Here is a 13667-nt window from a genome sequence, read left to right on the forward strand (position 1 = left end):
CATTCGGGTCCTCACCACGAGGAACTGCCGCGTGGGCACTCCATCTTGCACACCCGGAGGTCTCACTTCTTGAGTTGTCCTGACTCAAGTCTGCCACAACCAGGAGATATGTCAAGAGAGTTGAGTGAACCAAACTCAACTTTCTATCGGCGGCCCGGCCCAACGTTCCTCGTCAGCGGGATTACCAAGCGTCGCCTCCCAAGGCCTTCTTGGCCTCGCGGGACGTGCCGACGTTTCCGACCACGGCCCAGTGGCCCGATTCCAGGGCCCAGGATTGACTCCGGCCATCCGCGGAAACCGTCTCCACGGTCTGGCTCATGGGCGATTTCATGTCGGATTCTTCTCGGGAGTACGCGCCCACCAGGAGCTTCGTGTCCTCGTCCGCGGAAGAGACAGCCCCCGGATCGGTCAGGTCGACGTCCGAGCAGAGATAGATCTGGGTGTCCTCGGGAAAGAGCTCGGAGGAGAAAGAGGACGCCAGGACCGTGTCGTCCACATCGCTGCACTGGTCGGCGTCGTGGTCCTCGCCCACCTGTTTGACCTTGGCACGGAAGTCGGCCGCGTCGTCGACCTTGCCACCGCTCAGCAGACCGGTGACGACGAAGGCCCCGCCGATCACCAGCGCCAGGAGCACTGCGCCACCGACCGAGAGGGTCACTATCAGACCGGTGCGAGGCTTGCGCGCCTCCTCGCCATAGACCTGGCGCCCCAGGTGCAGGTCTCCGCGGACGTCTCCCGGACGCGCCCCATTCGGCTCCGGGGCAGGACTGTGACTCATGGGATTCGCCTTCCCTGATTCTGCACTTTCGGGTGCTCAACTCTCGACAACGGGTCCATGGTCCAGGGTACGTTCACCCGGGCTGCTCCCACAGCTCCCCTCGGCGGCGTCGGCCCGGTAACGTGGACGGCATGTATCGCATCGTGACCGTTTGCACCGGAAACATCTGTCGTTCCCCCATGGCCGAATACCTCGTCCGTGAGGCCGCCCGTGAAGCCGGCCTGGATGACGTCGTCGTGACCTCCGCCGGAGTCAGCGACGAGGAGCAGGGCAACCCCATCGACCCTCGCGCCCGGAAAGTCATGGAGAGGCTGGGGATCGACACCAGCGGTCACCTCGCCCGGCAGGTCACCCGCGAGGATCTCGAGAACAACGATCTGGTTCTCGCACTCGATGTGCCCCACTACCGCGCGCTGAGAACCATGGCCGCGAACGATGCCCAGGCGGACAAGATCCACCTGATGCGCGAGTACGATCCCTCCGCCGCGGGAGAAGCGCTCGAGGGCATCGGAATCTACGACCCCTGGTACGGAGACGCCTCGGATTTCGATCGGACCTTCGGCATGATCGAGGACTCGGTCCAGGGCGTGATCGACGACGTCGCTCGTCAGCCGGGATCCCGGCGCGAAAAACCATGACGGCAACGGCCAGGAGCTCAGCACTCGCGCACCAACCGATGTGGGTCATGCACTCCCGTACCATCGATACCCGGCGCGAGAACGACCTGTGGCGGGCCATCGGGCTGGCCCGGTCCCTGGCCACGGGGCCCGAGCCCTTCGTGATAGCCATCGACGGCCGCTCGGGTGCGGGCAAATCGAGCCTTGCCACGCGGCTCTTGGAGCGCATCGCCCTGGAGGAGGGCGAGAACGCGGCGGAGCTGTTCCGCCTCGAGGATCTCTACCCGGGGTGGGAAGGCCTGGAATCCGGCGTGGACGAGTACGCCGCCATCCTCGGGCGTGTCCTGCGCAACGAGGACGCCACATGGCACGCCTGGGATTGGACCAGAAACCGGCGGGAACCGAGCAGTCGCACGCTGAGCGCGGACGCGAAGGTCATCATCGCCGAGGGCGTGGGGGCCACAGCCCCCGGTCATCAGGAAGTTCGGCCCCATTTCGGCATCTGGCTCCACCTGGAATCAAACATCCGCAGGTACCGGGCACTGACACGGGACGGAGATCTCTACCGGCCCTACTGGCAGCTCTGGGCCGAGCAGGAGGAAAGACTCTTCGCGCGGTAACCTGCCCAGGTCCGGGGCTTTTCCCTCCTGCACTCCCCCTGCATCACCCGTCGTCGAGAATCCTGAGGTCAACGTGCACTCCGCCACTTCGCGCATATCGGTGCCCCTTGTCATCCTGTTGGGGACCCTGACCGGCATAGCTCCGTTGGGCACCGACATGTACTTGGCGGCGTTCCCACAAATGACCCACGACCTCGGGACGACGGCGTCGCAGGTCCAACTCACCCTCTCGGCCTTCATGGCGGGCCTCGCGATCGGGCAGATCGTCGTCGGGCCCCTCTCGGACCAGTGGGGACGGCGTCTTCCCCTCGTCATCTGCTCACTGGTCTGTGTTCTGGCCACGGCGGGGTGCGCCCTCGCCCCGACGGTGCACCTGCTCATCGCCCTGCGATTCCTCATGGGCTTCTCCGGGGCGGCCGGGGTGGTCCTGGCCAGGTCCGCCGTCACGGACCTGACCGAGGGGCAGCAGACGACCCGGTACATGAACTTCATGATGATGGTCAACGGAATTTCGCCCGTCCTGGCACCGACCCTCGGTGGCATCATCCTCGGATTCGCGCCGTGGCGGACGGTTTTCTGGGTTCTCACCGCCATGACCCTTGCCATGGCCTTGGGGGTTCTCTTCCTCTTTCCCGAATCCCTGCCGCGGGAACGTCGACACGGCGGCGGTCTCAGGACCTCCGGCCGCGGCATCGCCCGGATACTCCGGCGGCCGGCATACGTCGCGTACATGCTCGCCTTCGTGTTCTCCTTCGGAACCCTGTTCTCCTACATTTCGGGGTCCACCTACGTCCTGCAGAACAACCTGGGCATGTCCGCGACGGAGTACGCGTTGGTGTTCGCGGTCAACTCCTTCGGGATCCTGGCGTTCTCCTGGGTGTCCAACGTTCTGCTCCGAAAATACCGGCCGCAGGGCATCGGCCTGGCCGGAATTCTGGTGTCGAATGCGGCCACGCTCGTGTTCCTGGCCCTCGCCTGCTTCGGGCTGTCCCTGGTGCTCACGCTCCTCTGCCTCTTCGCCACCGCCGCGGCCCAGGGCCTCGTTTTCGGCAACGCGACCTCGCTGGCACTGCAACAAGGCCGCGACTACGCGGGCGCGAGTTCCGCGCTGGTCGGTGGCCTCCAGGCCCTGATGGGCGGCCTCGTGTCACCGCTCGTGAGCTCCGCCGGCGAACACGCCGTGTTGCCCATGGCCGGGATGATGGTCGGGTGCAGCGTCGTCGCCCTCATCCTTTTCCTCCTCGCATCTCGGGTGTTCGAACCACGAACACGGTCCGTGCCCCCTCGTGCGACCGGTGAGAATGACGTTTAATGAGACGCATGGCACCCACGGTTGTACGCATTGACCACAATTCCCCCACGGGGACCCTCCTCGACGCCTCGGCGCCGCTGATCAGGATCGACGACGAAGGCTATACGCGGGGAGACGGAGTCTTCGAAACCATGCTCGCCGTGGACTCGCAGGTACGGAAATTCGACCTCCACCTGACTCGGCTGGCCAATTCCGCCAGACTCCTGAGAATATCCGATCCCGACGACGCCGCGTGGCGGCAGGCCACCGCCCTCGCCCTGGAATCCGCGGGGCCGGGCACCAAGACGGGACTCGGCGTCGAACATACGGTGAAACTCCTGATCAGTCGGGGAACGCCGGATGAAGGCCCCTACGGGCTCGTGATCGTCAGCGGTGTACCGGACTCGACGGTCGAGCAGCGGGAGAACGGGGTCAGAGCGATGCTGCTTCCGCGAGGCCATGATCCCGCCGAGGACACGTCGTACCCCTGGCTCCTGGCGGGAGCCAAAACCCTCTCCTACGCGGTCAACATGGCCGTCCTGAGACACGTGAAATCACTCGGTGCGCAGGAAGCGATTTTCACGGCATCGGACCGCCGGATCCTCGAGGGGGCGACGAGCTCGGTCGTGGTCGCGAGGAGGGACCAGGGCCGGCTGACGCTGTTCACTCCCGAGCCGAATCACGGGATCCTCCCCGGCACCACGCAAGGGGCACTCTTCGAAGGCGCCAGGGACTCGGGGTGGGACGTCGGGTTCGGGCCGCTCTATCCGAAGGACCTCATGGAGTCCGACGGCGTCTGGCTGACGTCCTCGGTCCGGTTGCTGGCCCCGGTCACTCATCTCAACAACCAGGCGCTCGCAACGAGTCCCGACGTCACCGAGGCGCTCATGGGTTTCCTGCGCTCCCGCTGATACGGGCGTCCGGCGCCCCCGCTTAACCTCACGAGGCCGCCGTTGACCGGGCATGACGCCGGGCGTAATCTCAAAGCACGAAGTGATTGATACCACTCATGATTCTTGAGGTGCGAATGCCCCTGTACGAATTCCGATGCCCGAGCTGTGGAGTCTTCGAGGCCATGCATCCCATGTCGGAGGTTCCCGGATCGAGGCCGTGCCGCAACTGCTCCGAGACGGCGGCACGGGTCTTCTCGCCCATCGGGCTGTCCGCCCTCGGTTCCGACCGAGCGAAGGCCATCGGGGACGCCGAACGCTCCGCGCACGAACCTGACGTCGTCTCGCACGTCCCCAACAGTCCGGGCGCCTCTTCGCCAAGGGCAACCCAGGACCCCCGGCACCTCAAACTTCCGCGACCCTGACCTCTCGCGGAAGGCGCGGGCCGCCAGCCCCGCCGGCGCGAGCTCCATCGAGTTACCCCCACCGAAAGGAATCTCATGCCGGACGTCATTTTCCCCCTCGACTCGAACAAGCCCTTTTCCGACCAGGAGAAGATCGGCCACAACCGCTGGCACCCCGAGATCCCGCCCGTCGAAACGCTGAAGCCAGGAGACTCGTTCAGGGTTGATTGCCGGGAGTGGTTCGACGGTGCCATCAAGAACGACGACTCGGCCGACGACGTCAGGGACGCACCGATCGACGTCGTTCACGCCCTGTCCGGTCCGTTCGCCGTCGAAGGCGCGGAGCCCGGCGACCTGCTCGTCGTGGACATCCTCGATCTCGGGCCGATCCCTCAGGAAACCGGCCCCCTGGCGGGACAGGGGTGGGGCTATACAGGGATTTTCCCCAAGAACAACGGGGGCAGCTTCCTGGTCGACCAGTTCCCGGACGCTTACAAAGCAGTCTGGGACTTCTCGGGCGATACGGCGACCTCACGCCACATTCCCGGCGTCAGTTTCACCGGTATCACCCACCCGGGACTGATGGGCACGGCCCCGTCCGCGGACTTGCTGGCTTCCTGGAACAAGCGTGAGGGAGACCTGATTGCCACGGATCCCCACCGTCTGCCGCCGCTGGCCCTGCCGCCGGAGCCCAACAGCGCCATCCTGGGCTCTCTCGACGGCGAGGACTACCGGCGTGTGGCCTCCGAGGCCGCGCGCACCGCTCCCCCGCGGGAGAACGGTGGCAACCAGGACATCAAGAACTTCACCAAGGGTTCCAGGGTCTTCTACCCCGTGTACGTCAAGGGTGGAAACCTCTCCGTCGGCGACCTCCACTTCTCGCAGGGGGACGGGGAAATCACGTTCTGCGGCGCCATCGAGATGGGCGGATACATCGATCTGCGCGTCGACGTCATCAAGGGCGGTATGGAGACCTACGGGGTCAGCGAGAACGCGATCTTCATGCCCGGCAGAACCGCCCCGCAGTATTCGGAGTGGCTCGCCTTCTCCGGGACCTCCGTGACCCTCGACGGCGAACAGCGCTACCTGGATTCGCAGTTGGCCTATCAGCGTGCCATTCTCCATGCGATCGACTACCTGACGACCTTCGGCTGGTCCCGCGAGCAGGCTTTTCTCCTGCTCGGCGCGGCACCCATCGAGGGCAGGTTCTCCGGCGTCGTCGACGTCCCGAACTCCTGTGCCACGGTCTACCTCCCCACGGAAATCTTCGACATCGACATCGCCCCGTCGGCCTCCGGCCCGGGACGCATCGACCCCGGAATGGGTGCACCGCGCTCGGCGAACCCGGCATAGTCTGGCTGTCGGTCCACCTGCCCTGAGGCCGGAAACTACAGCCAGCTCTACCCCGATCTAGCTCCAGCTCCACTGTGCGTGACGACCGCGCACGGAACAGTAGAGGTTGTACCAGGAAGCAGACCTCATGGAGTTGCAATGTCACACCCGAACCTCACCCATCAGGCTCCCGGCGGGGCGCCCCGAGCGGTCATGCCCATCGCCCGCGCCGAGAGCGTCAGCAAGTCCTACGGCGAGGGCGGGAACGCGGTTGCCGCCGTCCGCGACGTCGACCTGGAGGTGGCCCCCGGAGAATTCGTCGCGGTCATGGGCCCCTCCGGGTCCGGCAAGTCCACGCTGATGCACCTGATGGCGGGACTCGAGACCGCCACGGGCGGCAGAATGTGGATCGGCGACCAGGAAATCACGCACCTGGACGACAACGAGCTGACCGAAGTGCGCCGACGCCGCGTGGGATTCGTGTTCCAGGCATTCAACCTGATGCCCACGATGAACGTGCGGGAAAACGTCCTTCTCCCCTTCGACCTGGACGGTCGCTCACCGAACAAGCAGGAGCAGGCCTGGATCGATCAGCTCCTCGACCGGTTGGGCCTCGCCGAACGGGTGGAGCACCGGCCGAGCGAGCTCTCGGGCGGACAGCAGCAGCGCGTCGCGATCGCCAGAGCTCTGGCAACCCGTCCCGCCCTGATTCTGGCGGACGAGCCCACCGGAAATCTCGACTCCCGGTCCGCTCTGGAAGTGCTTCAGCTCCTGCGGGTCGCGGCGCAGGAACTGGGACAGTCGATCGTCATGGTCACCCACGATCCCAAAGCAGCGGCCCACGCCCAGCGCGTCGTGTACCTCGCGGACGGCGAAATCGTCCACCAGAGCGAAGGCTCGCCCCGCGCCGAGGACATCGCACACATGATGCTGTCTCTGGAGGTGAACTGAGGTGAAGAACGCTCTTCTCGAACTGGCCCGCCGACCGGGCCAGCACGTCTCGACCCTCCTCGTGGTCACGATCGGTTCTCTCTTCGGTTCCGGTCTCATCGGGGCCGTCGGCCTCCTGTACAACCTTCTCAACCCTGACGGCCAGGCCGACGGAAGTCTCCTGGTCATGCTGGTCCTGACGTCGATGACCTTCTTCGCGGTCGCCCTGTTCGTCGCGGGGACGGTCGTCGTCAACACCTTCTCGATCGTCGTCGCCGGACGGACCCAACAGCTTGCGATGATGCGACTGATCGGAGCCAAGGCATCGGCCCTCCGTCGCGGCGTCGCCGCCGAAGGTCTCATCATCGGAATCCTGGGGTCCGTGGTCGGTCTCGCGCTCGGCGCGCTGACAACATGGATCCTCACGCTGGTCGCTGAGGCAAAGGACGCAGGCACGAGCCTGCAGTCCACGGCGCTCAATCCGTGGATGCTGGTTGCGGCCGTCCTGGTCGCGCTGACCAGTTGGATCGCAGCCTGGAACGGGGCGCGCCCTGTTCTGTCGGTCTCGCCGCTCGAAGGGGTCCGGCGCAGCGGTGAGCCGGCGGCGAAGGCGCTCCGGAATCGGAAGCTCACGCTGGCCAGCTCGATCGTGCTCGTCGTTGTCGGTCTTCTGTTCCTGATCGGTGGCCTGGTCCTGGGGATCGGCAGTCCCGTCGGAATCCTGCCTGCCGTCCTGGGAGGGTTCCTGAGTTTCACCGGTATCGCTCTGGGGTCCGCCTGGGTCATGCCCCCGTTCTTCGCCCTTTCCGGTTCCCTGGTCGGGCACGGGACCCCCGGCCGCATGGCGGTGGCGAATTCGAAGCGCTACCCGCTTCGGTCGGCGCGCACATCCATGGGGCTGGTCATCGGCATCACGCTCGTGGTGATGTTCGGTACCCTCGGATCCACCCTCAAGTCGGCGGTGCACGACATGGCCGAGAGCGGTGAGTACGATTTCGGCCAGGTGGCCATGATCAACGTGATGATCGACAATGCCTTGCTGTTCGTCTACGGCATGGTCGCCTTCTCCGTGGTGATCGCCGTGATCGGCGTCGCCAACAACATGAAATCCTCCATCATACAGCGGCGTCGGGAACTGGGCATGCTACGGACGGTCGGGCTCTCGACCCGCCAGATGTGGCAGATGATCTTCGGGGAGACCGCCCAACTGACCGTGTCGGCAGCGTGCGTCGGCATTCCGCTGGGCATCTTCTACGGCTGGGCCGGCACCTTCTGCATGTTCGCCTCACTCAAGGGTGCGGGCATCTTCGGTCCGACCCCTCCCTGGGGCGTTCTGCTGATGGTGGTCATCGGATGCCTGGCGATCACGGGCCTGGCCACGGCCTTGCCCGCCCGGCAGACGGCCAAGGAGCCGCCGGTCCGTGCGCTGGCCATGGACTAGGGAAACGGGACGACGCCCGGTGGGAAATCCACCGGGCGTCGCTGTATCTCGGCCCCGGGGGCTCCTAGTGGAAGAACCGGTAGGTTCCCAGAACCACGGACAGGCCGATCGCGACCACCGGTATTCCGAGACCGATCACCAGGGCGGCAGCGTCACGCCACGAGTACTCCGGCTGATGGACCCACGTTCGCGGTCCCGCGCCGAACCCCCGGGCCTCCATCGTCATGGCAAGGCGGCTCGCCCTGCGCAATGCCTGGACAATCAGCGAGAAGGCCTGCGTCGCGAAACCCCCGACGTTCCCGAGGATGCCTCGATCCGGCCCCAGGCCACGGGCCCGCCTGGCGGCCGCGAGAGTCTCCCATTCCGTGATCATGATCCCGACCAGACGAAATGCGGCGACGGCGGACAGCACGAACCGCGAGGGAAGCCGAAAGGTCTGGGCCAGGCTGTCCCCGATTTCTCGCGCATCGGTGGTCAGCAGCAACAGCACCGAGATCATCGCGAGCGCACATCCACGCAACGCAATCGCAATCCCTGCGTCCACCGAATCAGTGGTGAACAGGAACGGCCCGACATCGAGCAGAACGTCCCCCGTCTTGGGCGACAGGAGCGCCGTGGCCCATCCGCTGAAAACCGCGGCGGTGAAGACCGGCCAGAGTCTGACCAGCACGTTCCGCGGGTCGATGCGGGACCCGATCATCACAAGCACCAGAAAGAGCACGCCGGAACCTGAGGTCACCCCATCGGCGCTCACCAGGAACGCGACGGTCAGGGCAACGAGCAGAAGGATCTTGACCGCTGGATTCACGCGGCCCAGGCCTGAATCCGCCGCCGTGGCATTGTTCAGGAGGTCCATGCCTCACCTCCTGCCACCGCGTCGACCGACTCTGCCTCGACCACTCGGGCTTCCGGCCCCTGCGGGTAGTTCCCCAGGCGCAACTCTTCCCCACCGAGAGCCTCGACGAATGCGTGATCATGCGTCACGGACACGACCGCCAATCCCGCCGCCATGACCTCTCGAAGCAGATCGACGAGGTTAGCCCACGTGCGAGCGTCCTGCCCGAACGTGGGCTCGTCGAGAACCAGAATCCGCGGCCTGGCGGCGAGAGCCGTTCCGACCGAGAGGCGACGTTTCTCACCCCCGGAGAGCGTGAAGGGATTGGCGTCCTTCACGTGCTCCAGGCCGAGACGTTCCAGGAGCTCCTGCGCTCGCGCTTCCGGGTCCTCGCCGTCGTGCGTCTGCCCATTGGTGGGATGACGGCGTCCGGCGACGTCGGCCAACCGCGCTCCCAGCACGAGTTCTTCCCCGACCGTGGACCTCACGAATTGGTGCTCGGGTTCTTGGAAAACCGTGCCTATACGGGCAATCAGCTGTCCGGAGGTCCACGCCCAAGGGTCCCACGACGGGGTCCGGGCAACCCTGGCGGCGGGATCCCGAAGGTGCCTCAGTTCCTCCGACGCGGCAACATACCCCGCCGCCGGCGGGATCAGACCCGCGAGAGTCAGGGCGAGCGTGGATTTTCCGGCGCCGTTCGGCCCGGTCACCGCCAGGTGCTGGCCCCGATGCACCCGAAGACCGACGTTCTCGGTTGCCCGGACGGCGTCCCTCGCGGCCGGAATCGGAGTGGACGGAGACTTCCTGACGGCACGACGTCGAGCCCGTCGCCACGACCGGGAAGGCTGTTGTCGGGTCACCGCGAGACCGCACGCTTCGAGAAGCGGCTCCTGCCGATCCACCGGGACGTTGCCGGCCGCGGGCGCCACGGGCCGTCGCGGAACGTGGTCGGGGACCCAGACGCCGGCGTCGAGCAACTCCTCGCGCGCCCGTCCGAGAACTTCGGCGGGAGTGCCGTCGTGGCTGATCCCGCCCTTCGACGACAGCACGATGATCCGGTCGACGACGTCGGCCCACACGGCCACGCGGTGCTCCACGACCACCAGGGTCGATCCGTATTCCTCCGCGGCCGCGACCACGGCGTCCCGGACCTCCACGACGCCGTCCGGGTCGAGGTTCGCGGTCGGCTCGTCGAGCAGCAAGAGACCGGGTTCCATTGCGAGGATCCCGGCCAGCCCAAGACGTTGTTTCTGCCCTCCGGACAGCGCCGAGGTCGGATGCTCCCACGGAAGATCGAGTCCGACCGATTGCAGGGCGCGCCGACATCTCCCGACGATCTCGTCCCGTGGCACCCCGAGGTTCTCCGGCCCGAACGCGAGGTCATCGCCGACCCGAGAAAGAACGATCGAGGATTCCGGGTCCTGCTGCATCAGACCGACCGATGCTCTCGCGTCCCGGGGGTCCGTGCCGTTGACGGTCACCCGTCCGAGGGCGGCTTCGCCGTCGTCGTCCTCGAGCACACCGGCCAAGGCGTGGAGAAGGGTAGATTTGCCCGCGCCGGACGGACCGAGCAGCAGAACCTTCTGCCCGGGCGCGATGTCCAGGTCCACGTCGCGGAACGCGGGCTCATCCCGTCCAGCATGGTGCCATCCGAAGCCTCGGGCGCTGACGGACGCGCCCCCGGCGCTCACGCACGCCGCCGCATCTGTCGGGCATCGCGGCCTGCCGCGACCGAGCCGAGAACACCGGTCGAGATCAGGGCACGCATCAGGGCCCACGCGAGGAAACCGGCGATAAGGAGCCCGGAGACCACGGCGCACACCACGTAGACGACCTGGTACCGGGGTTCCCAGAAGGCGTAGTACATGAAGACTTCGCTGATCCCCATGAACAATCCCGATACTGCGCCGGACAGAAGCGCCGTGGGGAGTCCGAAACGACGGTACAGCAACGCGGCGAACACGAGTTCGGCGCCGATTCCCTGGATCGCGCCCGAGAGAAGAACCCCGGCGCTGTAATGCGTACCGAGGAGGGCCTCAATCACCGCAGCAACCATTTCGCAGTAGATCGCGGCGCCCGGTTTCCTGATCACGAGTCCGCCGACGACGCCGGCAATGAGCCAGCCACCGCCGATCAGGCCCGACAAGGGCGGAAATCCGACGGTCGCTGTCTGCGTGGCCGGTGAGACGGCATTGGACCAGATCCAGAAGATGACGCCGCAGACCACCGCCAGAACGGATGCGATGACCATGTCGATCACGCGCCACGATGCTCGCCGTCGATGTGGGGCCGCACCGTTTCGAGCAGGACCCCGGTCCAGGGATTCGGATGAGGGTGTGGTGTTCATCGGTCTTCCTCCTGTACAAATCAGGAGGGGAGGTCGCACGCCGTTCTTCATTCGGGTACGCCCGAGATCTCGACTCCCTACGTCGGTGCTAACCGCATCAGGTCGAGGGTCTGCTTTCGCACTCTCAGCCTCGTTCGAGGCTCCCCTGTCGTTCGTGAACGCCGCCCAGTCTAACCGATCGTTTCACTTCGGGTGAATCTCCAGGCCGTTGCGGACAAAGGCAAACCAGTGCGATTAGGCTGTAAGAAGCTGTACGTGACCGGCCGCACCGCCGGTGCGAATGAAGAGGAGAGATGCATGAGCAACCCCGCAATCAAGATCGGTTCCACGGTGGCTTCCTTGGCGGGAGTCTTTGCCGCCAACAAGGTCATGACTCTCGGGTGGAAGAAGGTCACGGGCAATGAACCGCCGTCGAACAACCCTGATCCCGAGGAGAGCGTGCGAGACATCGTCATCTGGACCGCGATCAGCGGCGTCGTGGCGACCCTGATCAAACTCAGTGTTACTCGCCTGGCCAACAGGCTGGAACACAAGGAAGAGATCGAGACGGGCGGCCAGGCCGAGGTCTGACTCGCCCGGAGGTTGCCTGCGTGCGCGGGCGATGAGCCCATACGGTGCCGATCGTCGTTCTGCGGCGGGACGTGGTTCCCGCTGCGAACGACGACCGGCACCGTTGCGTTCGGCCGCTGCTCCCGGCGCCGCACGAAGCGCCGGCCGGCGAGGCTGAGCTGCGTCACTGGTCGTGGCCGTCCGGCCCCTTGGCCGGCCGCTCCTGACCGTCCTTCTCGAGACCGGCGGCTTCGGCGTCGATGTCCTTGGGCTCGTCCGTCGCCTGCACAGGCGCTTCTTCCTGTTCCTCCTCGCGGTTCATTTGCTCCACGAGGTCGGCCAGTTCATTGACGGTCAGGGCCGAGGCGGTGAAGTGCCGGTTGCGGAAACCGGACCGACCGACCATGTGCGAGGAAACGGGCACGGCGAGAATCTGGAGGGTCCAGGCGAGAATGAGCGCCGGGACCAGTGCCCAGGACCGCGAAGCGATGCCGAGCGCAATCAGGAGCAGGAACAAGCCGAAGACCTGGGGCTTGGCTCCCGGGTGGAGACGCGAGAGCACGTCCGGGAACCGTACGATGCCGACGGCCGCACCCAGCGACATCAGGCACCCGCCGATGAGGCAAATACCGGTCACCGTATCGAGTACGAGGTCCATCTACCGATCACCCCGCCGTGCCGTCGGCGTCGAACCGACGGTCTTGCCAGATTTGCGGGATCGTCCGTGCCCGTACGGACGCTCGGGCGAGGTGGTCGCCGCCGAGGACTCGGGCTTTTCGCGCTGGTCCTTGCGTTCGCGCTTGTTGTTGGCAAAGCGCGCGACCGTCACGGAACCCAGGAATCCGACGAGCGAGATCACGATCAGCATGGTGACGTTCTCGTAACTGTCCCTGTACACCATGTCCACGACGAGTCCTGCGCCGACGATGGCCAGCAGGACGTCGGAGGCGATCACACGATCCAACAGAGACGGCCCCTTGGCCAGGCGGACAATGGTTCCGATGGCGGCCAGAACGAGCAGCACACCGCAGACGATCATGACGATATTCACGATGTTCCCTCCCCCAGCTGGCCGGCTTTCAGGGCGCGATGGCTTTCCTTGGTCCCCATCACGCGAATCACCAGGTCCTCGATCTTCCGCACTCCGTCCTGAAACTTGCGGACGTCCGCTTCGTCGTTGACGTCGATGACGTGGAAGTAAATGGTCGCGGTTCTCCGATCGACCTCGACCACCAAGGAGCCTGGGATCAGGGAGACGATGTGACCGACCACGGTGATGAGCAGGTCGCTGTTGATACGAAGTCGCACCGATACCACGGCCGAATGTGGAGCTCCTTGGGGTCGGACGGTGAACCAGAGGATCTCGAAACTCGCGTGGGCGATCCACCACACGAATTTCGTCATCAGCACGGCCGCCCAGAACACGTTGAACCTACCGGACAACTGCACCGGGGGCAGATAGAAGATGCGTACGATCACCAACGCGATGATCAGTCCGAAGACCAGGTTCCCGACCGAGAAATCCCGCCACAGGGCACCCCACACCAGGACCAACCACACGATCAGCGGCAGTTCGGTGCGCAGAGTGTTCTTGGGCCGGACGCGTGGGGCCCGGTGCGCCGAAGGACTCATG

Annotated in this window: 17 protein-coding genes and 1 riboswitch; of the genes, 9 read left to right on the plus strand and 8 right to left on the minus strand. The window is 65.6% G+C overall.

Annotated features, from left to right (window positions below; translation table 11 throughout):
- Positions 1–181: 181 nt before the first annotated feature.
- Positions 182–778 (minus strand): hypothetical protein, encoded by a 597-nt coding sequence (locus tag ACTSLZ_RS12210; RefSeq protein WP_443095183.1) that lies wholly within the window; start codon positions 776–778, stop codon positions 182–184.
- A 131-nt stretch (positions 779–909) separates the two neighbouring features.
- Here ACTSLZ_RS12210 and ACTSLZ_RS12215 point away from each other — a divergent pair, with 131 nt between their 5' ends.
- The 4 genes from ACTSLZ_RS12215 (at position 910) to ACTSLZ_RS12230 (ending at position 4217) form a co-directional block, all read left to right on the plus strand.
- Positions 910–1416: a low molecular weight protein-tyrosine-phosphatase gene (locus ACTSLZ_RS12215; RefSeq protein WP_443095184.1), complete on the plus strand. Its 507-nt coding sequence runs from the start codon at positions 910–912 to the stop codon at positions 1414–1416.
- Between the two features lie 47 nt (positions 1417–1463).
- Complete coding sequence (locus tag ACTSLZ_RS12220; protein WP_443095185.1) at positions 1464–2015, plus strand: hypothetical protein; 552 nt, start codon at positions 1464–1466, stop codon at positions 2013–2015.
- 73 nt (positions 2016–2088) lie between these two features.
- Entirely contained in the window at positions 2089–3327 is a 1239-nt protein-coding gene (locus ACTSLZ_RS12225) for a multidrug effflux MFS transporter (protein ID WP_443095186.1), read from the plus strand.
- An 8-nt stretch (positions 3328–3335) separates the two neighbouring features.
- On the plus strand, positions 3336–4217 hold the full coding sequence (locus tag ACTSLZ_RS12230) for an aminotransferase class IV (protein ID WP_443095187.1): 882 nt from the start codon (positions 3336–3338) through the stop codon (positions 4215–4217).
- 70 nt (positions 4218–4287) lie between these two features.
- Here the strand turns inward: ACTSLZ_RS12230 and ACTSLZ_RS12235 are convergent, their stop codons facing one another.
- Complete coding sequence (locus tag ACTSLZ_RS12235; RefSeq protein ID WP_443096144.1) at positions 4288–4461, minus strand: hypothetical protein; 174 nt, start codon at positions 4459–4461, stop codon at positions 4288–4290.
- Here ACTSLZ_RS12235 and ACTSLZ_RS12240 point away from each other — a divergent pair.
- The 4 genes from ACTSLZ_RS12240 (at position 4391) to ACTSLZ_RS12255 (ending at position 8303) form a co-directional block, all read left to right on the plus strand.
- On the plus strand, positions 4391–4621 hold the full coding sequence (locus ACTSLZ_RS12240) for an FmdB family zinc ribbon protein (protein ID WP_443096139.1): 231 nt from the start codon (positions 4391–4393) through the stop codon (positions 4619–4621). The two genes, ACTSLZ_RS12235 and ACTSLZ_RS12240, sit on opposite strands and share 71 nt — an antisense overlap.
- 75 nt (positions 4622–4696) lie before the next feature.
- Entirely contained in the window at positions 4697–5953 is a 1257-nt protein-coding gene (fmdA, locus tag ACTSLZ_RS12245; RefSeq protein ID WP_178979426.1) for a formamidase, read from the plus strand.
- Positions 5954–6091: 138 nt separating this feature from the next.
- On the plus strand, positions 6092–6883 hold the full coding sequence (locus ACTSLZ_RS12250; protein ID WP_443095188.1) for an ABC transporter ATP-binding protein: 792 nt from the start codon (positions 6092–6094) through the stop codon (positions 6881–6883).
- A gap of 1 nt (position 6884) precedes the next feature.
- The gene (locus ACTSLZ_RS12255) at positions 6885–8303 is read left to right on the plus strand and encodes an FtsX-like permease family protein (RefSeq protein WP_443095189.1); all 1419 of its coding nucleotides are present in this window, start codon (positions 6885–6887) and stop codon (positions 8301–8303) included.
- 64 nt (positions 8304–8367) lie between these two features.
- Here ACTSLZ_RS12255 and ACTSLZ_RS12260 read toward each other — a convergent pair whose 3' ends face one another.
- Genes ACTSLZ_RS12260 through ACTSLZ_RS12270 form a run of 3 tightly spaced genes read right to left on the minus strand, consistent with a single transcriptional unit; the run spans position 8368 to position 11485 of the window.
- Positions 8368–9159 carry an energy-coupling factor transporter transmembrane component T family protein gene (locus ACTSLZ_RS12260; protein ID WP_443095190.1) on the minus strand — a complete coding sequence of 264 codons (792 nt, stop codon included), beginning with the start codon at positions 9157–9159 and terminating at the stop codon, positions 8368–8370.
- On the minus strand, positions 9147–10829 hold the full coding sequence (locus ACTSLZ_RS12265; protein WP_443095191.1) for an ABC transporter ATP-binding protein: 1683 nt from the start codon (positions 10827–10829) through the stop codon (positions 9147–9149). Before ACTSLZ_RS12265 ends, ACTSLZ_RS12260 begins: the two co-directional genes overlap by 13 nt.
- Positions 10826–11485 carry an ECF transporter S component gene (locus ACTSLZ_RS12270; RefSeq protein WP_443095192.1) on the minus strand — a complete coding sequence of 220 codons (660 nt, stop codon included), beginning with the start codon at positions 11483–11485 and terminating at the stop codon, positions 10826–10828. Before ACTSLZ_RS12270 ends, ACTSLZ_RS12265 begins: the two co-directional genes overlap by 4 nt.
- Positions 11486–11542: 57 nt before the next feature.
- Positions 11543–11642: riboswitch (TPP riboswitch) on the minus strand.
- 140 nt (positions 11643–11782) lie between these two features.
- On the opposite strand from ACTSLZ_RS12270, the gene ACTSLZ_RS12275 reads away from it, so the two are divergent.
- Entirely contained in the window at positions 11783–12055 is a 273-nt protein-coding gene (locus ACTSLZ_RS12275) for a DUF4235 domain-containing protein (protein WP_129314599.1), read from the plus strand.
- 163 nt (positions 12056–12218) lie between these two features.
- Here the strand turns inward: ACTSLZ_RS12275 and ACTSLZ_RS12280 are convergent, their stop codons facing one another.
- Genes ACTSLZ_RS12280 through ACTSLZ_RS12290 form a run of 3 tightly spaced genes read right to left on the minus strand, consistent with a single transcriptional unit; the run spans position 12219 to position 13666 of the window.
- Entirely contained in the window at positions 12219–12692 is a 474-nt protein-coding gene (locus ACTSLZ_RS12280; RefSeq protein ID WP_436594504.1) for a cation:proton antiporter, read from the minus strand.
- Complete coding sequence (locus tag ACTSLZ_RS12285) at positions 12693–13085, minus strand: monovalent cation/H+ antiporter complex subunit F (protein WP_443095193.1); 393 nt, start codon at positions 13083–13085, stop codon at positions 12693–12695.
- On the minus strand, positions 13082–13666 hold the full coding sequence (locus tag ACTSLZ_RS12290) for a Na+/H+ antiporter subunit E (protein WP_443095194.1): 585 nt from the start codon (positions 13664–13666) through the stop codon (positions 13082–13084). The genes ACTSLZ_RS12285 and ACTSLZ_RS12290 overlap by 4 nt, the downstream gene beginning before the upstream one ends.
- Position 13667: the final 1 nt, after the last annotated feature.

The organism is Rothia koreensis (assembly GCF_052232265.1).
Taxonomy (GTDB): Bacteria; Actinomycetota; Actinomycetes; order Actinomycetales; family Micrococcaceae; genus Rothia; species Rothia koreensis.